21 protein-coding genes are annotated in these 25,716 nt (G+C 58.6%); 12 read left to right on the forward strand and 9 right to left on the reverse strand.

Annotated features, from left to right (window positions below):
• Window positions 1-10 precede the first annotated feature (10 nt).
• The 3 genes from FHP24_RS20505 (at window position 11) to kdgD (ending at window position 3,900) form a co-directional block, all read left to right on the forward strand.
• Window positions 11-1,648, forward strand: coding sequence for a hydantoinase B/oxoprolinase family protein (locus FHP24_RS20505; RefSeq protein ID WP_139678093.1), 1,638 nt, complete (start codon window positions 11-13; stop codon window positions 1,646-1,648).
• Between the two features lie 66 nt (window positions 1,649-1,714).
• Window positions 1,715-2,920: a pyridoxal phosphate-dependent aminotransferase gene (locus FHP24_RS20510; protein ID WP_139678094.1), complete on the forward strand. Its 1,206-nt coding sequence runs from the start codon at window positions 1,715-1,717 to the stop codon at window positions 2,918-2,920.
• Between the two features lie 74 nt (window positions 2,921-2,994).
• The gene (gene kdgD / locus FHP24_RS20515) at window positions 2,995-3,900 is read left to right on the forward strand and encodes a 5-dehydro-4-deoxyglucarate dehydratase (protein WP_139678095.1); all 906 of its coding nucleotides are present in this window, start codon (window positions 2,995-2,997) and stop codon (window positions 3,898-3,900) included.
• 238 nt (window positions 3,901-4,138) lie between these two features.
• On the opposite strand, the gene FHP24_RS20520 is transcribed toward kdgD, so the two are convergent.
• From FHP24_RS20520 to FHP24_RS20540, 5 genes are all read right to left on the reverse strand, one after another.
• Window positions 4,139-4,834 (reverse strand): GntR family transcriptional regulator, encoded by a 696-nt coding sequence (locus tag FHP24_RS20520; protein ID WP_180356068.1) that lies wholly within the window; start codon window positions 4,832-4,834, stop codon window positions 4,139-4,141.
• 124 nt (window positions 4,835-4,958) lie between these two features.
• Window positions 4,959-6,149 (reverse strand): mannonate dehydratase, encoded by a 1,191-nt coding sequence (gene uxuA / locus FHP24_RS20525; protein WP_139678097.1) that lies wholly within the window; start codon window positions 6,147-6,149, stop codon window positions 4,959-4,961.
• A gap of 11 nt (window positions 6,150-6,160) precedes the next feature.
• The gene (locus FHP24_RS20530) at window positions 6,161-7,693 is read right to left on the reverse strand and encodes a mannitol dehydrogenase family protein (RefSeq protein WP_246091874.1); all 1,533 of its coding nucleotides are present in this window, start codon (window positions 7,691-7,693) and stop codon (window positions 6,161-6,163) included.
• A 93-nt stretch (window positions 7,694-7,786) separates the two neighbouring features.
• Window positions 7,787-9,103 (reverse strand): MFS transporter, encoded by a 1,317-nt coding sequence (locus FHP24_RS20535; RefSeq protein WP_139678099.1) that lies wholly within the window; start codon window positions 9,101-9,103, stop codon window positions 7,787-7,789.
• 754 nt (window positions 9,104-9,857) lie between these two features.
• On the reverse strand, window positions 9,858-10,556 hold the full coding sequence (locus tag FHP24_RS20540) for a Crp/Fnr family transcriptional regulator (protein WP_180356069.1): 699 nt from the start codon (window positions 10,554-10,556) through the stop codon (window positions 9,858-9,860).
• 202 nt (window positions 10,557-10,758) lie between these two features.
• Here FHP24_RS20540 and FHP24_RS28795 point away from each other — a divergent pair, with 202 nt between their 5' ends.
• From FHP24_RS28795 to FHP24_RS20575, 8 genes are all read left to right on the forward strand, one after another.
• A complete protein-coding gene (locus FHP24_RS28795; protein ID WP_180356070.1) occupies window positions 10,759-10,917 on the forward strand; it encodes a hypothetical protein in 159 nt (52 codons plus the stop codon).
• Window positions 10,918-11,382: 465 nt separating this feature from the next.
• Window positions 11,383-13,173 carry an ABC transporter ATP-binding protein gene (locus tag FHP24_RS20545; RefSeq protein ID WP_139678101.1) on the forward strand — a complete coding sequence of 597 codons (1,791 nt, stop codon included), beginning with the start codon at window positions 11,383-11,385 and terminating at the stop codon, window positions 13,171-13,173.
• Between the two features lie 476 nt (window positions 13,174-13,649).
• A complete protein-coding gene (locus tag FHP24_RS20550; protein ID WP_139678102.1) occupies window positions 13,650-14,201 on the forward strand; it encodes an OsmC family protein in 552 nt (183 codons plus the stop codon).
• 38 nt (window positions 14,202-14,239) lie between these two features.
• Entirely contained in the window at window positions 14,240-15,286 is a 1,047-nt protein-coding gene (locus FHP24_RS20555; protein WP_139678103.1) for an ABC transporter substrate-binding protein, read from the forward strand.
• A complete protein-coding gene (locus FHP24_RS20560; RefSeq protein WP_139678104.1) occupies window positions 15,273-16,358 on the forward strand; it encodes an ABC transporter permease in 1,086 nt (361 codons plus the stop codon). The genes FHP24_RS20555 and FHP24_RS20560 overlap by 14 nt, the downstream gene beginning before the upstream one ends.
• Entirely contained in the window at window positions 16,352-17,152 is an 801-nt protein-coding gene (locus tag FHP24_RS20565; RefSeq protein WP_139678105.1) for an ABC transporter ATP-binding protein, read from the forward strand. The genes FHP24_RS20560 and FHP24_RS20565 overlap by 7 nt, the downstream gene beginning before the upstream one ends.
• Before the next feature lie 163 nt (window positions 17,153-17,315).
• The gene (locus FHP24_RS20570; RefSeq protein ID WP_139678106.1) at window positions 17,316-18,629 is read left to right on the forward strand and encodes an NAD(P)/FAD-dependent oxidoreductase; all 1,314 of its coding nucleotides are present in this window, start codon (window positions 17,316-17,318) and stop codon (window positions 18,627-18,629) included.
• Window positions 18,630-18,650: 21 nt separating this feature from the next.
• Window positions 18,651-19,157: an L-2-amino-thiazoline-4-carboxylic acid hydrolase gene (locus tag FHP24_RS20575; RefSeq protein ID WP_139678107.1), complete on the forward strand. Its 507-nt coding sequence runs from the start codon at window positions 18,651-18,653 to the stop codon at window positions 19,155-19,157.
• A gap of 108 nt (window positions 19,158-19,265) precedes the next feature.
• Here FHP24_RS20575 and FHP24_RS20580 read toward each other — a convergent pair whose 3' ends face one another.
• From FHP24_RS20580 to FHP24_RS20595, 4 genes are all read right to left on the reverse strand, one after another.
• A complete protein-coding gene (locus tag FHP24_RS20580) occupies window positions 19,266-20,123 on the reverse strand; it encodes a VOC family protein (RefSeq protein WP_139678108.1) in 858 nt (285 codons plus the stop codon).
• Window positions 20,124-20,348: 225 nt separating this feature from the next.
• Window positions 20,349-21,977 carry a TIGR04028 family ABC transporter substrate-binding protein gene (locus tag FHP24_RS20585; RefSeq protein WP_139678109.1) on the reverse strand — a complete coding sequence of 543 codons (1,629 nt, stop codon included), beginning with the start codon at window positions 21,975-21,977 and terminating at the stop codon, window positions 20,349-20,351.
• A 190-nt stretch (window positions 21,978-22,167) separates the two neighbouring features.
• On the reverse strand, window positions 22,168-22,890 hold the full coding sequence (gene hutC / locus FHP24_RS20590; RefSeq protein ID WP_139678110.1) for a histidine utilization repressor: 723 nt from the start codon (window positions 22,888-22,890) through the stop codon (window positions 22,168-22,170).
• Window positions 22,891-22,953: 63 nt separating this feature from the next.
• The gene (locus FHP24_RS20595; RefSeq protein WP_139678111.1) at window positions 22,954-24,315 is read right to left on the reverse strand and encodes a formimidoylglutamate deiminase; all 1,362 of its coding nucleotides are present in this window, start codon (window positions 24,313-24,315) and stop codon (window positions 22,954-22,956) included.
• Between the two features lie 117 nt (window positions 24,316-24,432).
• Between FHP24_RS20595 and hutI the strand changes: the two genes are divergently transcribed.
• Window positions 24,433-25,713 (forward strand): imidazolonepropionase, encoded by a 1,281-nt coding sequence (gene hutI, locus FHP24_RS20600; RefSeq protein ID WP_139678112.1) that lies wholly within the window; start codon window positions 24,433-24,435, stop codon window positions 25,711-25,713.
• The last annotated feature ends 3 nt before the right edge of the window (window positions 25,714-25,716 follow it).

Genomic DNA, 25,716 nt, shown 5'->3' on the forward strand with positions numbered 1-25,716 from the left:
AGGATTTGACATGAAACCCAACGCACTTTCCGAAGTCCACATGCAGATCATGTGGAACCGTCTGATCTCCGTTGTCGAAGAACAGGCCGTCACCCTCATCCGCACTGCCTTCTCGACCAGCGTGCGTGAATCCGGCGACCTGTCCGCCGGTGTCTTCAACCGCGGCGGCAAGATGATCGCCCAGGCGGTCACCGGCACGCCCGGCCACGTCAACGCCATGGCCGAAGCTGTCGGCCATTTCATCCGCGATATAGGCCCTGAAAACATTTTCGAGGGCGATGTCTACATCACCAACGACCCGTGGAAGGGAACCGGCCACCTGCACGACTTTACCGTCGTCTCGCCCAGCTTCCGCAGGGGCGCGCTGGTCGGTTATTTCGCCTGCACGGCGCATGTGGTCGATGTCGGCGGCCGTGGTTTTGGCCCGGATGCGAACGAGGTCTACGAAGAAGGCATCTTCATCCCGATCATGAAGTTTGCCGAGCGTGGCAAGGTCAACAAGGATCTCGTCAACATCCTGCACAACAACGTGCGCGAAAGCCAGCAGGTGGTCGGCGACGTCTATTCGCTGGCGGCCTGCAACGAGATCGGCCATCGCCGCCTGATGGACATGATGGAAGAGTTCGAACTTGCCGATCTGGAGGCGCTCGGCGAATTCATCTTCAAGCGCAGTTATGATGCCACGATCGAGCGAATTGCCGCCCTGCCGAAGGGCTCCTATTCCAACACCATGCGCGTCGACGGTTACGGTTCGCCGATCGACATCGCCGTGCGTCTCGATGTGGCGGACGACTATATCCTTGCGGATTTTGACGGCACCTCGCCCCCGAGTCCGAAGGGCATTAATTGCCCGATCATCTATTCGGCGGCCTATGCCTGCTACGGCATGAAGTGCTCGATCGCGCCCGAAATCCCCAACAACCACGCCTCGCTTCTGCCGTTCCGCGTAACTGCGCCGCAGAATTGCATCCTCAATGCCCAGCATCCGGCACCTGTTTCTGTCCGCCACGTGCTTGGCCATCTGGTGCCTGATGCCGTTCTCGGGGCCGTGCACAAGATGCTGCCGGGCAAAGTGCCTGCGGAAGGGGCAGGCGCGTTGTGGAACCTGCATGTCAGCGTTCGCCCGCTGCAGGGCGACAAGGCGCCGGCCGATGGTGGCCAGCGCGCCGAAGTGCTGCTGTTCAACAGTGGCGGCGCCGGTGCACGCTCGACCCTCGACGGGCTCAGCGCCACAGCCTTCCCGAGCGGTGTGCATTCCATGTCGATCGAGGCGACCGAGCATGTCGGCCCGGTGATCTTCTGGCGCAAGGAATTGCGTGACGGTTCCGGTGGCGCCGGCCAGTTTCGCGGCGGTCTCGGGCAGGTGGTGGAAATCTCGACGACCGAAGGTCACGAGATGCATTTCAACGCCATGTTCGACCGTGTCGACAATCCGCCGCGCGGCCGTGAGGGTGGCGAGAACGGTGCGGCCGGTGCTGTCCTGCTCGACGACGGAACCCGCCTTCAGACCAAAGGGCGTCAATATGTGCCGGTTGGCCGCAGGTTGATCCTGCAGCTTCCCGGCGGCGGCGGCTACGGTGCGCCGGACAAGCGCGATCCGGCCGCGGCACAGCGCGACAAGGATTTCGACTACGCGTCGAAGGGCTGATCAGAGAGGTTGTCGGCGGGAAAAGCCCCGCCGGTTCCGACCAACTGCTTTCCGGGAAATTTGGATATGACGTTCGAGAACAAGCGCGCGGCCGGCATCAAGTCGTCGCCGAGCATGGCCATTGCGATGGCGGCAAAAAAGCTGGCGGCGGAGGGCCGCGACATCATCGACCTATCGCTGGGAGAGCCGGATTTCGAGTCGCCCGCACATGTGGCTGAAGCGGCCGCCGAGGCGATCCGCAAGGGCCGCGTTCGTTATGGTGCCGCCGCCGGCACGGAAAGCCTGCGTCAGGCGATCGTCGTCAAGTTCAGCCGCGAAAACCAGCTAGACTATACGGTTGACGAGGTGATGGTGGCCAATGGCGCCAAGCAGATCCTGTTCGACGTTTTTCTCGCCACGCTGGAGCAGGGCGACGAGGTGATCATCCCGACGCCCTGCTGGGTGTCCTATGGAGATATCGTCTCGCTTCATGGCGGTGAGCCGGTCTATGTATCCTGCGGACCAGAAGCCGGCTTCAAGATCGATGCAGCGACGCTCGAAGCATCGATCACGCCCAAAACCCGCTGGCTGATGCTGAATTCGCCGTCCAACCCGACCGGCGCCATCTATTCGCAGGCGGAATATCAGGCGCTTGGCGGGGTTCTGGCCCGCCACCCGCGCGTTCTGGTCATCTCCGACGAGATCTACGAGCATGTACTGCTGAAGGACGTGCCGTTCGTTTCCTTCGCCCAGGCATGTCCGGAGTTGCGCGACCGTACGCTGATCGTCAACGGCGTCTCGAAAGCCTATGCGATGACCGGCTGGCGCGTCGGTTATGCCGCCGGACCGAAGGCATTGATCGCAGCGCTGAACAAGATGCAGTCGCAAAGCGTCACCTCGGTCTGCACCATCGCGCAGGCCGCAGCGCTGGCGGCGCTGACAGGCGACCAGGCTTTTGTAGGCAAGGGAGCTCAGACTTTTGCCGGTCGCGCCAAAATCGTCGCCGATCGTCTGGCACAGATTGAGGGCTTGGATTTCACGCCGCCCGATGGCGCTTTTTACGCGTTCATCGGCGTTCAGCGATTGCTCGGTCGCAGGACGGCGACGGGAGACATCCTCGACGACGACCCGGCCTTTGCCGCACATCTGCTGCAGCAATTTGGCCTGTCCAGCGTGCCCGGCGCTGCCTTCGGCGCTCCCGGTTTCATCCGCCTGTCGATTGCGGCTTCGGACCGTGAACTCGAAGGCGCATGCGACCGCTTGGCTGCCATGGTTGGGTCGCTGAAGGACTGATCCGGCATTCCCCATTCTCCCAGAAATATCGAAACGGCGTCCATCACTGCTGCCGCACGCCAAGGAGCTTGAACATGAAGACTGAAGACCTGAAACACGCGCTGGGTGCAGGCCTGCTTTCCTTTCCGGTGACGCATTTCGACGCCGAGGGAAAATTCAACCCGAAAAGCTATGCCGAACACGTCAACTGGCTGTCTGGTTTCGAAGCCACCACCTTGTTCGCAGCCGGCGGAACGGGTGAGTTCTTCTCGCTGTCACCGGAGGAAATACCGCAGATCGTGCGCGTGGCCAAGGAGGCTGCCGGTACAACGCCGATCGTTTCGGGTTGTGGGTACGGCACGGACATCGCCGTTTCCATCGCAAAATCGGTCGAAAAGGTCGGCGGTGACGGCATCCTGCTTCTGCCGCACTATCTCATCGATGCACCGCAGGAAGGTCTCTACCACCATATCAAGGCCGTCTGCCAGGCGACCGGCATGGGCGTGATGGTTTATAACCGTGACAATTCCGTTCTCCAGCCCGATACGCTGGCACGCCTCTGCGACGAATGCGAAAACCTCGTCGGCTTCAAGGACGGCACGGGCGATATCGGCCTGGTGCGCCAGGTTACCGCCAAGATGGGCGATCGCCTGACTTATCTCGGCGGCATGCCGACGGCGGAACTTTTCGCGGAAGCTTATCTCGGCGCAGGGTTCACGACCTATTCGTCTGCCGTCTTCAATTTCGTCCCGGGCCTTGCCATCGAATTCTACAAGGCGCTGCGCGCTGGCGAGCGGGCAAAATGCGAAACGATCCTGAATGAGTTCTTCTATCCGTTCATGGCAATCCGCAACCGTTCCAAAGGTTACGCGGTATCTGCCGTCAAGGCAGGTGTCCGCCTGCAGGGCTTTGATGCCGGCCCGGTGCGCGCGCCGCTGGTCGACCTCACGGCAGAAGAAGAGCAGATGCTTGCCAGGTTGATCGAACGTTACAAGCGATAAGTGCACCGACCGGGAGAAAAGGTGGGCTTTAAAGAAAACGCCATGTGCTGACATGTTTGGTCCGGGGTGCTGCGTCCCCGGACCAAATCGTGTTTGGGAGACAGTGCGATACGGTCGCCACCGCATGCAGAATTCGCGGCAATCCCGAATACTGATTTTGCATTGTAGCCAACTTCAGAGGCGACCGTGCTCCAACAGATAACCAAGCCGGAGGTCCTGTTGGCACGCTTACATCAAGCTATTGGTCGCGCTGCGTGTTGCGCTTCTTGCGCAACGCTGGCGTTTCTTTTTTGTCCTGCAGACCGAGCTTGTCGATATTGGCGAAAACAGTCCGCAGGTGACTGCGAACACTATTCGTCGCAGTTTCCGCATCTCCGCTGATGATGGCATCAACAATGAGATTGTGCTCGGCGAGAATTTCCTTAACCCGGCTTTTGTCTTGCACCGTCAAATACCGCACTCGGTCAAACTGCGTTTTGGCGCGCAGGATCGCATTCCAGGCTCCGGCGTAACCGCCCAGCTCGGCGATAAGAGCGTGGAATACGTTATCGAGACGATAGAACTCGTCGGGGTTTTTCGCGGCGGCGACCTGTTCGCGGATATTTTCACGCAGGCGCTTGCGCCCGTCGTCATCGATACGCCGAGCCGCATCGGCGACCAGCGCGCATTCGAGATGTTCGCGAATATATTGACCGACCCTGACGGCCTCCAGAGAGATCGGAGCGACAAACGTGCCGACGTGAGGATAGATGACGACCAGCTCTTCCTCGCTAAGCTTGATGAGCGCCTCGCGGACGGGCGTCCGGCTGACCTCCAATTGTTCGCATAGATCTGCTTCCGAAAGCGGGGACTCAGGCGCCAGACGGCCGCTCACGATATCGTCCCTGATTTTGTCGAACACCTGGTTCGTCAAACGGTATCGACTGCGGTTCATCATGGTCTCTTCGCTTCTCTTTTGCCCTATGTCAAAATCGCCATTCACGAGGAAGATGCTACTGTGATCAAGGCATCGGCGCGTCACAGCGCCAATGCTCGTGTTTGCGCAAAATAGCGCAGTTTCAGGCTATTCTTCCATCTCTGAATGCGCTGACCGTATGCATCACACCCCGGAGTTCGGCAAGTCCCTTGAGGCGACCGACGAAGGAATAGCCGGGGTTCATCGTCTGGCCAATATCGTCACCGAGAAGATGGCCGTGGTCGGGTCGCATCGGTATCTGCGGCGCCGGGTGGCCGATCAACGCCCGCCGCGTTTCCTCCGCCATCATCGCGGCTGTCACCGCGACAAGATCGGTGTCGCCAGACAAGTGGTCCGCTTCGTAGAATGAGCCGTCCGGTTCATGTGTTGTGTTGCGCAGATGGACAAAATGAATGCGCGGCGCAAATTCCTTCGCCATTGCCGGAAGATCGTTTTTCGGGTTGGAGCCGAAAGATCCCGTGCACAGGGTCAGGCCGCAAGCCTCCTGAGGCACGCCCGTAAACAGCGCCCTCACATCGTCGGCGCTCGACATCACGCGTGGCAGGCCGAAGATCGGGAAGGACGGGTCATCCGGGTGGATGCACAGACGTGCACCCTCCTCTTCGGCGACCGGCGTGATCTCACGCAGAAACTCGATCAGATTGGCGCGCAGATCTTCGGTGCCAATCTGCTGGTAGATTTCCAGCATGTCCTTGAACGTCGAGCGGGTATAGGCGAAGTCTCGGGCTGGCAGCCAATCGATCAGTGTCCGTTCCAGCTCAGCGACCGTCTCCGGACTCATCGCTTTGAAACGCTCTTCCGCTCTGTCGACATGCTCGCTTGAATACGAACTTTGAGCATTCGTGCGCTTCAACACGAATAGGTCGTAAGCGGCGAAATCGACACTGTCATAGCGCAGCGCAAAACCACCATTCGGCAGCTGGTACATCAGATTGGTGCGGCTCCAGTCGGTGATGACCATGAAATTGTAGCAGATCACCTTCACGCCTGATCGCGCGACATTGCGGATCGACTGCTTGTAATTGTCGATCTTCTCGCGAAAATTGCCGGTGCGTGTCTTGATCTCTTCACCTACGCCGATGCTCTCGACCACCGACCAATTAAGTCCAGCCGCCTCGATGACGGATTTGCGCTTTGCAATTTCATCGATCGGCCAGATGCCGCCTTGGTTCATATGGTGCAGGGCAGAAACGATGCCGGTGGCGCCTGCCTGCCGGGCTTTCTGCAAACTGACGGGATCTTCCGGGCCAAACCAGCGCCATGTCTGTTCCATCGATATTCTCCTTATCTGATATTCGTATTGGTAGACGCAGGGCCTTTGTTGCCGGCAAGAAAGGTCTTGAGAGTTTTTGCGGTGCCCTGTGCCATGAGGCTGGACAGATGGCCGATCACGGCAGTGCGGAAATGCTGATTGGCCGGAAGATCCTCGCCAAAGATGTCTCGGACGGCAAAGAGGCTATCGGCGAGCAGTTCGGGGTCGTCGCCGGCATTGGCGGCAAGGGTCGCCAACCGTTCGGCATAAGGATCGGCAATCTTGTAGTCCTGCCCCCGCTCGTTCCTGCCGGACAGAAAACGCATCCAAGCCGCAATTGTCAGCGGTATGACCTTGGGCTCCGTACCGGCCGCATAAAGTTCGCGGGCCGCCTCCAGAAGACGGGGCGGAAGTTTTTGGGATCCATCGGAGGAAATCTGCAGCGTCAGGTGGCGAACGCCCTTGTTCTGGAAGCGCGTTTCAAGCTCCCGCGTATAGGCTTCGACATTCGTGCCGGGGACGACCGGCAGGCTGGGGATTAGATCCTCGTCCCACAGCAGGCGGATGATTTTCGGGAGATCGGCATCTGCCATCGCATCTGAGATCGCTTCGATGCCGGCGACGACCGAGAGATAGGCAAGCATCGAATGAGCCCCATTCAGGCAGCGTAGCTTCATCATCTCGAAGGGATGCACGTCATCCACCATGATGGCGCCGACTTTTTCCCAATCTGGTCGACCAAGCGGAAAACGGTCTTCGATCACCCATTGGCGGAACGGCTCGGTCACGACCGGCCAGGCATCCTCGACGCCGAGATCGGCGGCGACGATCGCGCGGTCGGCGTCCTGGGTTGCCGGTGTGATCCGGTCTACCATCGTGCAGGGAAAGGACACGTTGTCCAGGATGAACCGGCCCAATTCCGCATCGCGAAGGGTTGCGAAGCGGGCAACGATGTCGCGAACCTTGGTGCCGTTCTGGGCAAGGTTATCGCAGACCAGCACGGTAAAGGCCGGTTGCCCCGCTTGCCGCCGCAGCCGAATTGCTTCCGTCAGAAAGCCTGGAATGCTGTTCGGCGTGGTCGGGTTGGCAAGATCGGCGATGATTGCGAGATGCTTTTCGTCAAGAGAGCCGGTTGCTGCGTCCTGGCAATAGCCTTTCTCCGTAACGGTCAGCGTGACGATGCGGATTTTCGGATCGATCAGAAGATCGAAAATCTCGCGTCTCTGGTCACTGGTGATCATGACGTCGAGCATCGATCCGATGACGCGCAGCTTGTCCTCGCCATCGTCGCGAGCGAGCAGGGTGTAGAAGCAATCCTGTGGCTTCAGTGCATTACGGATCGCGGGTGACATGGTGTCGACACCGACGATACCCCAGTCCTTTGCGCCGTTTTCGAGAACATCGTCCGTGTAGACGGCCAGATGAGCCCGGCAGAAGGCGCCAAGACCAATATGCACGATGCCTGGAGACACGGCATCGCGATCATAAGACGGGCGCTGAACGGCGGGAGGCAATTTGGAAATCTGTGCACTGTCGAGACGCTTCGCCAAAACACTATTTTTCAAATGAGTTTCCATAAAACATCAATCCGATTTGAGGCGGCCTGCAGATAGTGGAGATCCCCCTTTGCCGGGGAGTCTCCTTGATGGACGAAAGGCTTACGTTTCGATGCCGGCAGGGGTCATGCCCGAACCCGTCTTCGGCAGGATGAAATGCATCAGAACGAGACCGATAAGGTAAAGCGAGGAAGCGATGATGAAGAGGATGTGGTAATTGCCCCCCGTAGCATCGAGCAGGCGGCCGACGCCCATTGAGACGAACATGCCGACAATATAGGCGCAGAACCCACCGATACCGACGACCGAACCCACCGTGTTCCGCGGCATCGTATCGGTTACGATCGTGTAGACGTTGGCTGAATATCCCTGGTGAGCGGACGCTGCGACACCGATCAGAAGCACGGCGATCCACATGTTGGAAACCTGCGAGGCCATGAAAACCGGAACGACGCAGAGACCGCAGACCAGGAAGGCAATCTTGCGAGCCCGCAGCGTCTTGACGCCTTTTTTGATCAGGTAAGAAGACAGCCAGCCGCCACCGATACTGCCGACGTCTGCCATGCAGTAAATGATGATCAGCGGCAACATCGCAGCCATCAGGTTTAGGCCATATTGCTGATGCAGAAAGCCGGGAACCCAGTTCAAGTAGAACCACCAGACCGGTGCACTGAAGCAGGTGCCGACTATATTGGCCCAGGTGCCGCGGTATTTCAGCAACTGCAGCCAGGGAACATGGACCTGCGGAGGAATGGCGTCGCTCTGGATGTAAGCCAGTTCGCCTGCAGAAAGCCGCCGGTTCTTCTCCGGCTTCTCGTAGATGAGATACCAGGCGACAACCCACACGAAGCCGATCGCGCCGGTGATGAGGAAGCAGGCGCGCCAGCCCCAAGTCATAAGGATCAGCGGAACCATGATCGGAGCCACGACCGCTCCGACATTACTGCCGGCATTGAATATCCCGGTTGCAAGTGCACGTTCCTTGGCCGGAAACCATTCTGTCACCGTTTTGATCGAAGCCGGAAAGTTGCCACCTTCCGTCAGGCCAAGACCGGCGCGTGCGATCTTGAAGCCCCATACGCTGCTCATAAAGGCATGGATCATGCCGAAGAGGCTCCACGCGGCAACTGCACCAGGCAGGCCGGTTTTAACGCCGATCTTGTCCATCAAGCGGCCAACGCCGATATAACCAAATGCGTAAAAGAGCGAAAAAGCCGCGACGATGTCGCCGTAGTCGGATTCCGTCCATCCCAGATCGCCCATCAAGGTCGGTTTGAGAAGGCCCAGGACCTGACGATCCATATAGTTGATCGTCGTTGAAAAAAACAGCAATCCGACGATTGTCCATCGATATCGGCCCACCGTCTTTAATGCCTTTGCAGGCAGTGATGGCTGGTCGCCTATAAGCTCGCTTGTCATCTCTATCTCCCAAACGTTGACTGACCACCAAGAGACACTGCCGTAATCATCCTCGCGGCGCGTCGCTTCCAACATGGTCATGGGAAGAGCTGTAATATACCACCATATTAATGGTCGTTGCGGTTCATCAATCGCTGCGTGCGTCATTTCGTCTAGCGAAGGAGCGCTGCCGCGTATGGCGAAGCGCCCCCAAGAACTGTGAGGCGTAGTGATCCGCGTAAAAGGGCTGAACTTCGGAAGCAGGAGAATGGTTAGCCACGACTGCGGAAAATAACCGGAAGCAATATTGGGAAGTCAGGCTGCAAGGCAGGTGTCACAGCAACCAATAGCGCGGAGGCTGTTGTCAGGTTAACCGGCATGAAGCTGTTGGCGGACAAGATGTGGTCATCGTCCAAGCTAGGGCGAGATACAGGCGCCATGATTTCGCGCTCGCGGTGATCACCCACATAGTCTGGGGTTTCCCGATCCAAGTTGTGTATTCGCGAGATTTTGCACCGCTTCGACAAATGGCCTTAGGCTCGTATGGTTCCGAGCTTAGCTGCGTCAGCGAACCCCGACATCTCAAGCTCAGCCGCAGTGCTGGCGGTTGCCAGCACGAACGACACGCCAAGCGACTTCAGACAAACAGCAAATCGTGAGCCCTGGGATTCACGTCCGGGATTGCCGCATCGGCTCGTTCGTCATCAAGGATGACAACGCTTCCGCGGCCGATCCTGCAGGACCAATCCGTACCACCAAAAAAGGGGCTTTGACTTTAATCCAGGGAGGAGAAGGCGAGTAGTTCAGAGGTCTTGATTTCAAGCTTCCAAGGGGTCTCGCGCCGAATAAGGCCTTTTTTCTCCAATGTATTTATTGCCCGCGTCACCGTTTCCGCCGACGTGCCTATATGGTCGGCAATATCGTGCCTCGAAATAGGGATTGTGAGATGCTGAGTCCCCGTATCGAAATATTCGCGGTGACCACAGCAATCGACCAGGAAAACGGCCAGTCTTCGCGCGACGTCCAGCGCCCCCATGATGATCAGCTGGCGCTGTGTCTTGCGAATGTCGTGCACAGCTTTCATAAGAAATTTATGTTGAATGCGGGGGCGGCTGATCAGGAACTTCTCAAGCTTCCTGATTGGATATCGATAAAGCGTGCAGTCGATAACTGCCTCGGCGGAATTAAAAAACATCCCGTCGCGCGCCAGTCCAAAAAAGTCTCCGGGCCAGTAGAGCGCTACGCTTTGCCGGACGCCGCTGCGGATTGTATGGCGCCCCTGGACGATGCCTTCATTAACATAGAAAACATGATCGGCGTGTTGACCTTGCGTAAAAATCGGCGGGCCCTTCGCCCCAACACTTATGACGTCGCAAAAGTGTGAAAGCTCGGTTTTCTCGTCAAGCGTCAGATCAAGACCGGATGCTTCCTCGTCATCTTCCAAAGGCCAGGGATGCTGCGCTCGAACGCTCATGTTCGACCCGTCCAGCTGAGCTGCAGTCAATTTCATATCAAACCAAATGTGCATCGAAACCGGCAAAATCTCCGCAAACTGACTTTTGTCAGTGCGGCCTGTCGGGATCGTTGCAACTTATGGCCCGGTTCGACCGGTTTCGTTGATTAGAAACATGTGATCAACTTTTACCGCCGCGACATCTGGAAGCAGGGAGCTGTGATTGGAGGAGTACATCGCGCGCCTGAACATGGAGCGTTTCAGAAAGCTTCTAGGCGAAAAAGAGTGGAGCGATTCTGAACGGCAGACGCTCTTGAAACTTCTTGAGGAAGAAGAAGAAAAGATTTTGAAGTTACGTTTGGCGCGTGACCGTGGGCGCTGAGCTGTTTCGTTCATGCCGAACATGTCCGTGTGGATCTTGTTCACACCGGCCGGAGTGAGATCCGACCCAAAACCCTTGCGAGAGATTTCAGTCGGAGTTCGTATTGGTCATCATCGATCAACATCCCACGCCTGGAGGCTGTGTCGTTTTCGCATCACTTTCTGTGAGGTTGTAAAAGCCCGGTTGGCAATTGCGAACTGTTTCGCTACAAACACGCATCGCTTCAGATCAAACCAAGGGGAGGCATTGCATGGCACACACATTCATCGAGACCTTCCCATACGGCATGTCCCGACGCTAGGTCGTTGCCGATCGCGGCCCGCCACAGGCGCGCGCGATATGTGGTTTTGTTCTTCCTCATGGCCTGATTGATCCGACGGCATTATTTCGTCTCCCGTTCGGGCCGTGTCATCCAACTCTCGATTTTGAGGACCGGTTGCAAAAGCACGCGCCGGGCTGGTTAAAATGTCTCGCAAGAAGCTCGATTTCCGCGCCGATGCCTATCGCCATGTGCTCGGCTTTGTCTTTCATTACTGGCGCCACCGGCCACTATTAGTGGGCACAATCATTGGCCTGGTGATTGCCAGCACGCTCGCCGAAGTCATGGTGCCGGTATTTTCCGGCCGGATCGTCGACGCGATTGCTGGCGGCCGTGCGGCGAATGACGCTCTTCGCGCTTTCGTCGTCGTCGTGTTGCTTGGCCTGACCAGCGTCACTCTGCGCTGGTTCATCTTCAACGCTATCATCCGGCTGACGTTGCGCATTATGGCGGACGTCACCAATAACGGCTTTCACAGGGTTCAGCGGTTCTCGGCCGACTGGCACGCCAACAGCTTTGCCGGTTCGACTGTGCGCAAGGTAACCCGCGGCATGTGGGCGCTCGACTCACTCAATGACCTTCTGCTGATCGCGCTGCTGCCATCCATCGTCATGCTAGTAGGCGCCAGTGTCGTGCTCGGCAGCTACTGGCCGGTTATGGGCCTGATCGTGGCGGCAGGTTCATTGATCTATGTCGGCGTGACGGTGGCGCTTTCCATGGGTTTCGTATCGCCGGCAGCAAGGCTTGCGAATGCCTGGGATACCAGGCTTGGCGGCGCGCTGGCGGATGCCATCAGCTGCAATTCGGTGGTCAAGGCCTTCGGAGCGGAAAGCCGGGAGGAAACGCGCCTGGGTCATGTGCTGGCAAAGTGGGACAAGCGTACGCGAAGGACATGGAAACGCGGCACGCTGAGCGGCACGATCCAGGGCTTCATGATGGTTTCGATGCAGGCCGGTATTCTGGGCACGGGTCTGATCATGTGGCAAAAAGGCCTGGCGACACCGGGTGACGTTACCTTCGTGCTGGCCATGTTCTTCGTTCTTCAGGGATATCTGCGCAATGTCGGCCAGGACATCCGCAATCTGCAGCGCGCTGTCAACGACATGGAAGAACTGGTTCTACTCGACAAGATGCCGCTGGGCATCGAGGATAAACCCGGTGCCAAGGACATCAGGATCAGCGAAGGTGCGATCGTATTCGATCGGGTCAGCTTCCAGTACGGTGCGCATCCCAGGCCGCTTTACGATGACTTTTCGGTCACCATTAAACCAGGCGAGCGTGTGGGCCTCGTCGGACATTCGGGCTCGGGTAAGACGACCTTCGTCAAGCTCATTCAACGCCTTCATGACGTCAATTCGGGCTCCATCCGAATCGACGGGCAGGATATAGCCGAGGTCAGGCAAGCGAACCTGCGCGGCCAAATTGCCATCGTGCAGCAGGAGCCCATCCTGTTTCACCGCACGCTGGCGGAAAACATCGCTTATGGTCAGCCAAACGCTTCGCGTCGCCAGATCGAACAGGCAGCCAGACAGGCAAGCGCGCACGACTTCATCATAAACCTGCCCAAAGGCTATGAAACGATGGTGGGTGAACGCGGGGTCAAGCTGTCGGGTGGTGAACGGCAGCGTGTCGCCATCGCCCGGGCTTTTCTGGCCGATGCACCAGTGCTGATCCTGGACGAGGCGACTTCGAGCTTGGACAGCGAAAGCGAGGTCCAGATCCAACAGGCAATGGAACGCCTGATGGTTGGCCGCACGACACTGGTCATCGCTCATCGATTGTCCACGGTACGGTCGCTGGACCGCCTGCTGGTCTTCGACAAGGGCAAGATTGTCGAGGAAGGTGACCATCAGGCGCTGATCCGTCTTCAGGATGGCATTTATCGCCGGTTGTTCGAGCGGCAGGCGCTGGAACTGACAAAGGGACTTGTCGCGTGAATCGAAACGTCGGGGCTACAGCTCCGGTGTTCTGGTTCGGCTGAGTGCAGGTAGCCCTTTACTTTTAGGCCCTTGTTTTAGGTGTGAGGGAAGGCTGGCCCTTGCACTTGGGTGATTTCGTCTCAAGGTGGTTGTGCGGCTACTTTGCTGACGAGTGGCAAATTGATGAGGTGGTCGTATCGATGGGTGGGAAGAGCTACTGACCGTGACACGCTGTCGATTTGGATTGTCAGGCTCCCACTATCCCCAAATCCGCCTTTCTGATTGCTCTGACACTTCTGGCATTCGTCAACAGCTCTCTGACTTGAGTTGGAATTTCCTCCTTTCAGCCGAAGGTTGCAACTTCGTTCCCGTGAATGCGCGGCAATAGTACATAATTTTTGTATACTACAGGAATCTGACGGCAGTAATCTCCTCTCGTCCGGTGGCCGGCACTTTGGCAGCAGCCGGTTATCGTCAAACAGGGGATGAAGCGTATGTCGGCATTGAAGGAATATTTGGCTCAAAAACGGGCAGCACTTCTGCAAAGGCGGGTGCGCATCAAGTCGGGCGAACTCGGTGTCGCGACCTTGAAAGCAAGCGCCAGTGCGGAAGGGCGTAGCGGCGTCCGTCGTATACGGATTCGAGATTTCCAGGTTGTCTCCGATAGCCCGCCGGATTTCGCAGGTTACAATCTTGGCCCATCCTCTCCCGAACTTCTGGTTGGGGCGCTTTCGAGTTGCCTGACGCATACCTGGCTGATCCAGGCGGCCGACCAGCAAATAGCGCTGGAAGAATTACATGCGGAAGTGTCGGCCAAGATCGACCCACGAGGCGGCTCGGATGGTCATGAGGACATCCCGATCTATCCGCATGATTTCGACTACACAGTCTCGCTGATCTCGGACGCTAGCCCGGAAGAGATCGCCCGTGTCGCGGAAGCTGTCGAAAAAGCCTGCCCGATCCTCAATCTTCTCAAGCGCGCAACGAACGTCACCGGTCGTGTCGACCATCAGCTGCCTGCTTCTAAAGCAGCGGATGCTGCTTAACGCCTGTCATTCTGCAGGAATTTTACGAGAGGTATATAATGTCTTCTAATTTCAGCGAATTTCCGTCCAGCCGCAGAAAGCTGCTGCAGATAACCGGTGCAGCAGTCGGTATCGGTGCGTTCGGAGCACTTGACCCGATCGGCATTCTCGGCAAGCCAGCCATTGGGCAGGTCAATGCGCTCAAGGAACATGCCGTCGTCAAGCTTGCCTGGGGTCAGACCGCAGTCTGCCAATCGCCGATCTCGGTGGCGCTCAAGCGTGGTTTCTTCGAGCAGTACAATCTCACGGTCGAGCCGATCAATTTCTCCGGCCCGACAGACCAACTGCTGCAAGCCATTGCGACCGGCCACGCCGATGGCGGCATCGGCATGGCACTCCGGTGGTTGAAGCCGCTGGAACAGGGCTTCGATGTCGCCCTGACCGTCGGGACCCATGGCGGCTGCATGCGTCTTCTGGCGGCGCCGGGTGCGAATATATCGAAGATCGAGGACCTGCGGGGCAAGAAGGTGGCGGTTACCGACGCAGCCAGCCCGGTGCGGAACTTCTTCGCCATCCGCCTTGCGGAGATCGGGATAGACCCCGACAAGGAAGTCGAATGGCTTCAATATCCTCAGGATCTTTTCGGCGAGGCGCTCAAGAAGGGCGAGGTCGACGCCTTGGCTGGGGATGATCCACATCTCTATCTCATTCGCGAACGGGAAAAGCTGACGGAAATCGCCAATAATCTGGAAGGTCCCTATGCCGCATCCACCTGCTGCGTTCTTGGCCTTCGAGGCAGTCTGGTCCGTGACCAGCCGGATGTAGCCTCGGCGATAACCCGGGCTATCGTCGATGCTCAGGCCTGGACTGCTGCTAATCCGGATGAAGCGGCGGAGATTTTTGCGCCCTTCGTGCCTGCAAACGTACCGGCGGCCACGCTGGCGACGATCCTGCGCAGCCATACGCATGGGCACCACTCTACCGGAGAGGCATTACGCCGGGATGTGGCTTTCTTCACCAACAAGCTCAAGACCATCAACGTCATCCGCCAGAACACCGACGCGGAAGCCTTTGCCAAGAAGATCGTGCCCGATGTCCTCATCTGATATTCTTGCCCGCAACGTTCCGGACCACAAGGTCTCGCTTTTCGCCAAGGTCTCCTCGGGGAAACCTTCCATCAGGTCTCGCGAGGTTTTGGCAAAGCCCGGCGAAGCCTCCTGGCTGCGGCATCCGGTCTGGGTTGCCGCTGCCGTCCTCGTCTGGATTGCCCTTGCCGTAATCTCGTTAGGGGTACCTGATCAGCCTGTCGGATTTGGCGACGCGATCTATGGGAGACAGACCTCGATCGGCTTTGCCGTGTGGGCCCTGGCACTCGCGTTGCTCGCTGTCGCAAGTGTATTTTCCTCCGCTTTGAGGACGCGCTCTCTGGGCTGGTGGCCTTGGCTGACGGTGCTCGGCATCTTTTTCATCAGCTGGGAACTCAGTACCGCAAAATTTGTCCTTCTACCCGTTCCGTTCTTTGCCCCACCTTCCGCCCTTGTCGAGGTCTATGCCGATGATTGGCCGCGTCTTGGCGACAGTCTCGTAAATTCCCTTCGGCTTCTGGCTTTCGGCTTCGGTTTCGGTGCCGCTTGGGGATTCGTCACCGGTGTGTCCATCGGCTGGTCCCGGTCGCTCGGATACTGGGTACACCCGATCCTTCGCTTTCTAGGCCCCATACCATCGACGGCGCTTCTGCCGATGGCATTCTTCTTTTTTCCAACAAGTTTCTCGGCAGCTGTGTTCCTGATCGCACTGGCCACATGGTTCCCCGTAACAGTGCTGACATGGTCCGGTGTCGCAGGGGTGGACAAGGCCTATTACGATGTCGCGCGCACACTCGGGGCCGACGAGCGTTTCCTGATTTTCAAGGTGGCGATACCGGCCGCCCTCCCGCATGTCTTCGTCGGCCTCTTCATGGGGCTTGGTGCCTCGTTTTCCGTACTCGTCGCAGCGGAAATGATGGGCGTCAAATCGGGGCTTGGCTGGTATCTTCAGTGGGCGCAGGGATGGGCAGCCTATTCCAACATGTACGGCGCGCTCATCGTCATGGCGATCATCTTCTCGGGGCTTATCACGCTTCTCTTTGCCGTCCGTGACCGCCTGCTTGCGTGGCAGAAGGGAGTCGTCAAATGGTAGCTCTTCATCAGCGAGTGCCTGCCGGAGCGGTCAAAGGGCCGGGTGCCCGCATACAGATCAATGAGCTCAGCCATGCCTTCGATCTCGACGGCCAGGCGCTGCCGGTTCTGACCGGCATCGATCTCGACATCAAGCCGGGCGAATTCGTGGCGTTCCTGGGGCCCAGCGGATGCGGGAAATCAACGTTGCTGCGTCTCGTCGCCGGCCTCGAACTCCCGTTGGAGGGTCGCATTCTGGTCGATGGCGAGCCGGTGGAACGACCGGACCCGTCACGCATCGTGGTCTTTCAGGACCCGACGCTTTATCCGTGGCGAACAGTCTGGAAAAACGTTTCACTCGGTCTGGAAGCGCGCGGGCTGCTCAAAGAACGAAGATCGACGGTCGATGATGCGATCAGGCTCGTCGGCCTAGAAGGCTTCGGCAATGCCTATCCGCGGCAATTGTCCGGCGGCATGGCGCAACGCGCCGCACTTGCGCGCGCATTGGTAAACGATCCTAGCATCCTCATTCTCGACGAACCGCTCGGAAAACTCGATTCGCTGACACGTATCTCGATGCAGACCGAGATCGTGGATCTCTGGGAGAAACGAGGCTTTACGACGCTTCTGGTCACGCACGATATCGAAGAGGCGCTGTTTCTTGCACAGCGCATCATCATCCTGAGCGATCGTCCGGCGGGGATCATCACCGAGATCATCAACGACCGCCCTTATCCGCGGCGACGCGGCGATCCTTATCTCGCGGAACTCCGCCACCAAGCGTTCGAAAAGCTCGGGATGGATGCAACCTGGTAACCCATCGGGCCGGCCTCACAAAGGGTCGGCTCGCAACGGAGTCACGAGATCAATAGTACTATCGTTGCGGGTTGCACTGACGGGCCTGCCGTATTTTTCATCTCCAAAAGCCGCATGGATATCTCCGTGCGACTAACGGCATCGATATTCTGGATTATTTTTTATGAACGATATTACATCGCCCGATTTTCCTCCCTCGTTGTGGAATGCGGTCACGCGACCGAGACGCCCAGCCTCCAGCCTTGTTGACGAGGTGAGGGTTGAAGTCGCCATAATCGGCGCCGGCTTTACCGGTCTTTCCGCCGGCCTTCACCTCGCGGAGCGTGGGCACAAGGTTGTTGTCCTCGAAGCTGCCCAAGCAGGCTGGGGAGCGTCCGGCCGCAATAACGGCCAGGTCATTCCAACAATGACTGGTGCAGAGCCCGATACTATCGCCAAATGCCACGGCGAGGCGGGAGAGCGTTTCGCCCAGCTCGTCTGCGATAGCGCATCCTATCTTTTCGATCTTGTGCGCCGGCATGACATCGACTGCGAGTCTGTCCAGAGCGGTTGGTTCCAGCCGGCACACTCGTCCGGACGCGTTCGCCTGTCGGCAAATCGCGTCGAGGCCTGGTCGCGCCGTGGTGCACCGGTACGCCTGCTCGACGCAGCAGAAACTGCCGATCTCGTCGGCTCGCGAGACTGGTATGGCGGCATGCTCAACTCCAGCGGCGGCCATATCAATCCTCTGGCCTTTGCCAAGGGGCTTGCCGACCGCATGGTCGCGGCAGGGGCAACGCTTCATGAAAACACGCCGGTCCGATCGATCGAGAAAACACCGGCGGGCTGGGTCGTTTCGACACCGGAAGGCCGCGTCATCTCCGACCAGATCATACTTGCCTCGAACGGGTACACGGATTGGTTTGAAAGCCGGTTGGCGCCGAAGATTGCGCACTCGCTTGTGCCCATTCTGTCCTGGCAAATGGCCACTGAGCCGCAGCCGGACGCCGTCCGCGCCAGCGTGCTGCCAGGGCGGCAGGCCCTGTCGGACACACACGGGGACCTGCGGTTCTTTCGCTGGGATGCCCGTGGCCGCCTTGTGACAGGTGGTGCGCTGATGTTTCCATTCAACGGTGCCGAACGCCTGAAACAGCGGATAGGCATACGATTGGCCAGGATCTTTCCGCAGATGGGCGTGCCGAAATTCGATTTCGTCTGGAACGGTCGCATAGGCATGACCGCTGACCGGATGCCGCAATTCTATAACCCCGCGCCCGGCCTCTGGACCTGGGCGGCCTGTAACGGGCGCGGCGTGGCCCTGGCAACCTCGCTCGGCAAGGTTTTTGCCGATGCGATCGAAGGTGTTGGCCAGCAGGATCTGGCCGTTCCTATTACGCCGGTCCTCCCCATTCCCTTTCATCCGGTTGCAAAGCTTGTCGCGCCAACGGTGCTCGGCTGGTACCGCGTGAAGGACAGGCTCGAGCCCGCCTATCATTAAGACAGGAAGACGATCCACGTGATGACTGAAAATAATGAAACCGGCCGCATGGTGCCGATCGAATGGCTGCAGGCGGCCTTCAACATGCGTGCCGCAGCCTATGCCAATATATTTGACGTTCTGCGTGACGCCTTCGGACCGCAGAGGGCTGTGGAGCTTCTATCCGAAGCGACGCGCCGCATGGGCGTTATCGCCGGTGGGCAATTCGCCGATCTTGGCCCGGACAGGCTGATTGCCTTGAAGGAACGTTTTCTCGGCAATATTCCGGCGGGCGATATCCTGTTCCAGCCGGACGTTCGCCAATGCGACGACGAGCGCCTGGAGATCAAGTTCCATCGCTGTCCCTTGAAGGAAGCATGGCAGGCAATGGGGAGATCGGATGACGACCTCGAATTGCTGTGCAAGGCCGGAGGTGCGATCGATGGTGGTCTCTTCAAGGCAGCAGGGTTCGTGTTCAAGGGCGAAACCTGGAGGCCGGGTGATGAGGGGTGCTGCAAGCTGGTTGTCGAACCGGGGCCTGCCGCCTGATTGAAAATCTTCCGGCTTTTATGCCCGTAGATGCCACGAAGGTAATTCTTTTCCCTGCCAGGCCAGAGGTCGATTGGGTGCCGGGATGACCGCGGCACCCGATGTATCTCAGATGAATTCGACAACCGCTCCGCTGGCGTCAGCCGGAGCGACAGCAATGCTTCCGGTGGATGTCTTTATGAACGGTATGCCCTGACCGGAAAGAACACTGGCTGTCCGTTCCGTATCCCTCACGCGAACACGAAGCACGGCAAAACCGTTAGAGGGTGTCTTGCCGATATCGAGTCCGGGATAAAGAGCCGTTATCGCTGCAGGATCGAAGAAGAAGAGGGGCGCCGAACCTTCACCGGTTTCTACACGGAAACCACCCTGCGCTTCCTCGATGCGGCCAGCAGCATAAAACCTCGCATAGGTTTCAGCCGTTCTGCGCGGATCATCACTGACGCCGATTATGCCGCCGAGACTGACCGCGCCATTGGCATGGTCCTGCAGCTCCGGTCGCCAAACCATGTCGCGCGTTTCGTGCTGGCAAAGGAAAAAGTGTCCCAGCGGAACATCATTCGGATCGAACCCCAGTGTTCTGAAGCTGGTAATGCCCTCGCCGCCACCAGGTAGGGGGAGCGGCCGTGAAAATGCGCTGACTTCTCCCGTACCGATTCCGAGTTCTGCAAGAGCAGGCTTTGCTGCATCTGCGTTCGCGGTGCGATTGGCGATCGCATGCAAACCTTCGCCATAGGTGGCGAGCGTCTTGCGTTGGGCGGCGTTGAGTTCGGTCTCGGCGACGACCCCGAGAAGTTCAAGATAATCATTCTGGAAGATGATGGTGTAATTGCCCGTTCCCTTCTGCGGGCTATGAAGTCCGCGGGGCGAGAGGGTGAAGCCGAGGCGGCGGTAACGTTCGGCGCTGGCATCGAGGTCATCGACCAGCAGATAGCTGTGGTCTACCCCAAGCACTGGATGGGTCATGATTTTTCCTCGTCAGATCGAAGGATTGGGGATCGCCGGCGACATGGCCGGTTAAAGCGGTTGCACCCGCAACGAATGGAGGATGCCGAAGACGATACGGGTGAAAAGATCACGCGAGGGAGACCGTACCGGCAAGAAAAGAAGGTCGGATGGCAGCCCGTGGACTGCCATCCCTTCGGCTTGGGAGGCCTGTTGGTTTGGAGTTCTGTTACTTGTCGAGCTCTGTTACTTATCGAGCCATGTGCTGTAGAATGCGGGGCGGCCGACGGCTTCGAAGGCGACGCCCTTGACGTAAGGGGCGCCGGCAAAGGCCTGCGGTTCCTCGAAGATCGGAACGGCATAGGCCTGATCGAGAACGTAGGCCTGCGCATCCGCCACGGCCTTCAGCCGCTTTTCGCGGTCCGGCTGCGAGGCGATCTCGTCGAGAATGGCATTCAGCCTGTCGTCGGAGAAGGTCTTGACCTTGTCGCTGACGCCGCCCTTCTGCAAAAGCAGGTTACGGTTGGTCGGATAATACTGGCTCTTGACCACATCGGGATCGGCGCGGCCGACCATGGCGACGGCAACCGGGGTCTTCAGCGGGTCAAGCTCGTCGATCACCTTGCTGCCGGCATCGCCGGCCAGCACGTTGAGCTTGACGCCCAGCTTCGACCATTGCTGTGCGATCAGCTGCAGCACCGCACGGCTCTGCGGCTGCGGCAGCGATTCATACGAGGTCAGCACGAGCTTCTGGCCGTCCTTGGCGCGGATGCCGTCTGCCCCGAGCTTGAAGCCGGCTTCGTCGAGCAGGGCTTCGGCCTTTTCCGGGTCGTAACCGAGCTTGTCTTCCTGCGCCACATAGCCGATCGCTGTCGATGCGATGATCGAGGTGGCCTTCGGATAGTTCTTCGAGAAGATCGTCGACAGGATCTCATCGCGATTGACCGCAAGCGACAGCGCCTTGCGCACCTTGATGTCGGACACCAGCGGATTGTCCGGGCGGAAGACGATCGAGTTGTTCACGCCGCGCGTGCCGGGTGCGTAGATGGTAAAGCTCTGGGCTTCCACCTGACCTTCGTCATAGGCCTGGATCTGGCGGATGAAGTCCGCCTGGCCGGCGAGAAGCGCGCCGATGCGCACGCTGTCTTCGGCGGTGACGATATAGTTGATCCCGTCGAGATAGGCGCGGCCCTGATGTTCGAGCTTGGCCGGTCCCCAGTTATAGTCCTCGCGGACCGTCAGATCGAGCGACTTGCCGATCGTCTCGGCCTTCACCACGAAGGGGCCGGATCCGATGATCTTCGTCGCATCGCCAAGCTGTTCGAAGGGCAGGGCCAGCGTCGAAAGCGAGACGATGCCGGAGCCGATGACGGATGTGCCCTGCAGGAAACCGGGCGAGGGTTTCTTGAAATAAAACTTCACCGTCAGCGGATCGATGACCTCGCTGTGGTCGTAATTGTTGACCACTTCGGACACCGGCTGTTTCAGCGGCTTGTTGCCGAGGCCGAACGTGTCGAAGTTTTTCGCCACTGTTGCCGCATCGACCGGCGTTCCGTCGGAGAAGGTGACGCCGGGGCGCAGCTTGAACGTGTATTCGGTGGCATTGTCGTTGACCGTCCAGGACGTTGCCAGCCATGGTTCGATCTCCAGCGTCTTCGGGTTCTGGTAGGTCAGCTTGTCGGTGATCTGGTTGAGGACGCCGCCATTCGGATAAAAGCCGCCGGCCGGCGGGTAAAGGTTGGTATGGGCCTGCTGCTCGAGATAGACGAGCGTGCCACCCTTGGCGGGGGCATCTGCGGCAAGGCCGGCCGTTGCAAATGTCGTCGTCGCCAAAAGCCCGAGGCTGAAAGCAATAAGTGTCCGATAGTGCGTCATGGGTCCGGTCTCGCCGTTGTTCGATGACCATCAACCTATCCACTTGCGGCAAACTTCTATGGATTTGCTATTCTATTTTAACGCCAAGCCCGGAAGTTTCTTTGCTGCACTGCCAAAATTTCTGGAACTTTCGCTTTATCGGTGATGAAAGTGCCGTCGCCGGTTGCATACATCTGCCCCCACAAGCTGATCAGGCTGATGCGGGTCGAAAATCCGCCGTCACGACGTGGCGGTTGCCCGGGTAGGTCATCCGAACCCAGGTCACTGCGCCCGACGCGTTCCAGGTGCGGCGCTCGATGACGAGGCAGGCATCCTTCGGGGTCAGCTTGAGGATCTTGTGCTCCTTACGGTCCGCAGGCACGGCCTGTATGCGGTGCTGGGCCGTGATCCAGGGAATTTGCGAAGAGAGCCAGGGGCCGGGCGCTGCCGAGATGAAATCGGCTTCAATTGCTGCCGGTACGGTCACAAGATTGATAGCACGTTCTTCAAGGCAAAAGGGCTCGCCAGCAGCAAGATGTAGGCAGGTCAAAAAGAGTACGTCGCCAGGCGTATCGCCGGGGAACCACGCCAGCTCTTCACCGATTGCCTTGCGGCGCGTGATTGACAGCCGCTGATAGGAATAGTCGACGTTGAGCGAGCGTACCTCGTCGGCAATATCGTGAATTTCCAATACGGCAGATTGTGCCTTGGGGTGGGCGACGAAGCTTCCGCCTTTCTTGCGACGTTCGATCAGGCCCGACTGCGCCAACTGCCCCATGACCTTGTTCACCGTCATCCGGGAGACATCGTAATATGCGGCAAGGTCCACCTCGAAGGGGATCCGGTGACCGGGTGGCCATGTGCCGGAAACAATCTTTTCCTCGATATCCGCCAGGATTTTGCGGTGAAGCGTCAGGTTCGTGGAAATGCTGATGGTCTCCGTTCGGGGCGGCGTCGACGCACGTCTATACTGCAGGTTCGCCCCGTCAATCGGGGCTCAACCGCGAAGTAAGGTCTGCATGGTCGCTGCAAAGCGTGTGCGAATCTGGTTTCGGGCAATGTGGCGTCCATTCGTCACCTGCTTCTTACCTGCAGCCCAGACGGTATCTACTGCGACATCGCCACCGAAAATCCAGTTATCGAGCAGATTGTCTTCTGCGAGATAGGAGGCATTGGTGATATCCAGGGCAATGACATCGGCAGCTGCGCCCTCGGCAATCCCAGCCCTCGTGGCTAGTGCGGCCGCACCGCCTTCAATGGCTGCGTCGAAAAGACGGCGTCCGGTCGAGCCATTCGGCTCGGCAATGACATTGCGAGCACGATGGGCGAGGCGCTGCGAATATTCGAGCTGGCGCAATTCGTCCGCCAGTGAAATCTGCACGTTGGAATCCGATCCGACGCCGAAACGGCCGCGTTTCGCAAGAAATTCGGCAGCGGCGAAAGTGCCGTCACCGAGATTGGCTTCGGTGATCGGGCAGAGGCCTGCGATCGCGCCGGTGGCCGCCATGTCCGCCACTTCCTTCTCCGTCAGGTGCGTGGCATGGATCAGGCACCAGCGATCATCGACAGTGGTATTGTCCAGCAACCACTCGACCGGGCGGGCGCCGGACCAGGCGATGCAGTCGTCTACTTCTTTTGTCTGCTCGGCGACATGAATATGCACCGGACCGCCTTCGGCAAGCGGGAGGATGGCGGTCAGTTCGTCGGGTGTCGCGGCACGCAGGCTGTGCGGTGCGATGCCTAGCTGCATGCCGGGCAGCGAGGCTCGCATCTTCCGGCAGGCATCCATCAGCCGGGAAAAGCTCTCGACCGAATTGATGAAGCGGCGCTGGCCATCGATCGGTGGTTGTCCGCCGAAGCCGGAATGCGCATAGAAGACCGGCAGCAGCGTTAGGCCGATGCCTGTTTCCGCGCTCGCCGCGCCAATCCGTTCGGCATGTTCGGCAATGTTGGCATAGAGCGAACCATCACGATCGTGATGCAGATAGTGGAATTCACCCACCCGGCAAAAACCGGCTTCGAGCATTTCCATATAGAGCTGCGCCGCGACCGCCTCGATCTGTTCCGGCGTCATCTGCAAGGCGAAACGATACATCAGCACGCGCCAACTCCAGAAACTATCATCCGTCGGCCCGCGGAGTTCGGCTAGGCCCGACATGGCGCGCTGGAAAGCGTGGCTGTGAAGATTACTCATGGCCGGGACGAGGACCGAATGACGCTCATCGCCGGCTTCAGCCGTTACTCCGATGTCGACGCTGGAGATGGCCCCGCCAACGACCGTCAGGCGCACATTGGAAGCCCATCCTTGGGGCAGGAGAGCCGATGCGGCATGGAGCGTCGAGGCAGCCGAATTGATCATGATTCCCGATCCGTCGTTAAATGGCCTGATCCCGGATGCAGTTTTGAGCGAAAGAACGTGCTTGCCAAGATGGTTATTATGTATATACATGTTTCTCCATAATGAAAGGCGCAATCCATGTGCGGGAACGAAAACTTGGGTGATGTTTTCTCCATTCATTCCGAATCTCGGACGGGCGTAACCGTGTGGACAAATGCGCGCTTGGCGACTCTTGTCGAAGGCTCTGAGGGTCTTGGCACGGTCGAAATCGGTGCGATTGCGGCGAGGGATGGGGTGATCGTCTTCGTCGGCGCGGAAGCGGATCTTCCTCCGGATTTGAGGCGCGATGCCTTAGTGGTCGATTGCGAGGGTCGCTGGATTACGCCGGGCCTGATCGATTGCCACACGCATATCGTCTTCGGTGGCGATCGGGCGATGGAATTCGAGATGCGGCTCGAAGGCGCTACCTATGAAGAAGTGACGCGTGCGGGCGGCGGCATCGTTTCCTCCGTTAAGTCCACCAACGCACTGTCCGTCGACGGGTTGGTGGAGGCGGCCCTGCCTCGCGTCGATGCGCTGCTTGCCGAAGGTGTTTCGACGCTCGAGATCAAATCCGGTTACGGGCTTTCGATTGAAGGCGAACTCAACATGCTGCGCGCTGCGCGCGCGCTGGCAAAGGTCCGGCCGGTCCGCGTCGTAACTTCCTATCTCGCGGCCCATGCAACGCCTGTCGAGTACAAGGGCCGCAACGGCGATTACATTGCGGATATCGTGCTGCCGGGCATGGACAAGGCCCATGCGGACGGCCTGATCGATGCCGTCGATGGTTTTTGCGAGGGCATCGCTTTTTCGGTCGATGAGATGCGGCGCGTCTTCGACCATGCCAAATCGCTTGATATCCCTGTAAAGCTTCATGCCGAACAATTGTCGAACCTTGGCGGCGCAAAATTGGCAGCGTCCTATGACGCCCTGTCTGCCGATCATCTGGAATATCTCGATGCCGAGGGTGCGGCTGCCATGGCTAAGGCCGGTACGGTTGCCGTCATCCTGCCCGGCGCCTTTTACGCCATCAACGAAAAGCAGAAACCGCCGATCCAGGCGCTGCGCGATGCCGGTGTGAGAATAGCGATCGCCACCGACTGCAATCCCGGCACCTCGCCGCTGACGTCTCTGCTCTTGACAATGAATATGTCGGCTACCCTGTTCCGTCTGACGGTTGACGAATGCATTGCCGGTGCGACCCGCGAGGCGGCACGAGCACTCGGTCTGATTGGTGAAACCGGCACGCTTGAAGTCGGCAAGTCCGCCGACTTTGCCATCTGGAACATCCAACGCCCTGCGGAGCTCGTTTACCGCATTGGCTTCAACCCTCTCCATTCCCGTATATTCAAGGGCCAAATCATAGGGGCCAGCAGGTAACCG

The sequence above is a fragment of the Aliirhizobium smilacinae genome (genome assembly GCF_006335145.1).
Lineage (GTDB): Bacteria > Pseudomonadota > Alphaproteobacteria > Rhizobiales > Rhizobiaceae > Neorhizobium > Neorhizobium smilacinae.

Bases quoted from the DNA above. Each gene is read 5' to 3' on its own strand.
- FHP24_RS20505 (WP_139678093.1), top strand. From the start codon at position 11: ATGAAACCCAACGCACTTTCCGAAGTCCACATGCAGATCATGTGGAAC.
- FHP24_RS20510 (WP_139678094.1), top strand. From the start codon at position 1,715: ATGACGTTCGAGAACAAGCGCGCGGCCGGCATCAAGTCGTCGCCGAGC.
- kdgD (WP_139678095.1), top strand. From the start codon at position 2,995: ATGAAGACTGAAGACCTGAAACACGCGCTGGGTGCAGGCCTGCTTTCC.
- FHP24_RS20520 (WP_180356068.1), bottom strand. From the start codon at position 4,834: ATGAACCGCAGTCGATACCGTTTGACGAACCAGGTGTTCGACAAAATC.
- uxuA (WP_139678097.1), bottom strand. From the start codon at position 6,149: ATGGAACAGACATGGCGCTGGTTTGGCCCGGAAGATCCCGTCAGTTTG.
- FHP24_RS20535 (WP_139678099.1), bottom strand. From the start codon at position 9,103: ATGACAAGCGAGCTTATAGGCGACCAGCCATCACTGCCTGCAAAGGCA.
- FHP24_RS20540 (WP_180356069.1), bottom strand. From the start codon at position 10,556: ATGAGCGTTCGAGCGCAGCATCCCTGGCCTTTGGAAGATGACGAGGAA.
- FHP24_RS20545 (WP_139678101.1), top strand. From the start codon at position 11,383: ATGTCTCGCAAGAAGCTCGATTTCCGCGCCGATGCCTATCGCCATGTG.
- FHP24_RS20550 (WP_139678102.1), top strand. From the start codon at position 13,650: ATGTCGGCATTGAAGGAATATTTGGCTCAAAAACGGGCAGCACTTCTG.
- FHP24_RS20555 (WP_139678103.1), top strand. From the start codon at position 14,240: ATGTCTTCTAATTTCAGCGAATTTCCGTCCAGCCGCAGAAAGCTGCTG.
- FHP24_RS20560 (WP_139678104.1), top strand. From the start codon at position 15,273: ATGTCCTCATCTGATATTCTTGCCCGCAACGTTCCGGACCACAAGGTC.
- FHP24_RS20565 (WP_139678105.1), top strand. From the start codon at position 16,352: ATGGTAGCTCTTCATCAGCGAGTGCCTGCCGGAGCGGTCAAAGGGCCG.
- FHP24_RS20570 (WP_139678106.1), top strand. From the start codon at position 17,316: ATGAACGATATTACATCGCCCGATTTTCCTCCCTCGTTGTGGAATGCG.
- FHP24_RS20575 (WP_139678107.1), top strand. From the start codon at position 18,651: ATGACTGAAAATAATGAAACCGGCCGCATGGTGCCGATCGAATGGCTG.
- FHP24_RS20580 (WP_139678108.1), bottom strand. From the start codon at position 20,123: ATGACCCATCCAGTGCTTGGGGTAGACCACAGCTATCTGCTGGTCGAT.
- FHP24_RS20585 (WP_139678109.1), bottom strand. From the start codon at position 21,977: ATGACGCACTATCGGACACTTATTGCTTTCAGCCTCGGGCTTTTGGCG.
- FHP24_RS20595 (WP_139678111.1), bottom strand. From the start codon at position 24,315: ATGATCAATTCGGCTGCCTCGACGCTCCATGCCGCATCGGCTCTCCTG.
- hutI (WP_139678112.1), top strand. From the start codon at position 24,433: ATGTGCGGGAACGAAAACTTGGGTGATGTTTTCTCCATTCATTCCGAA.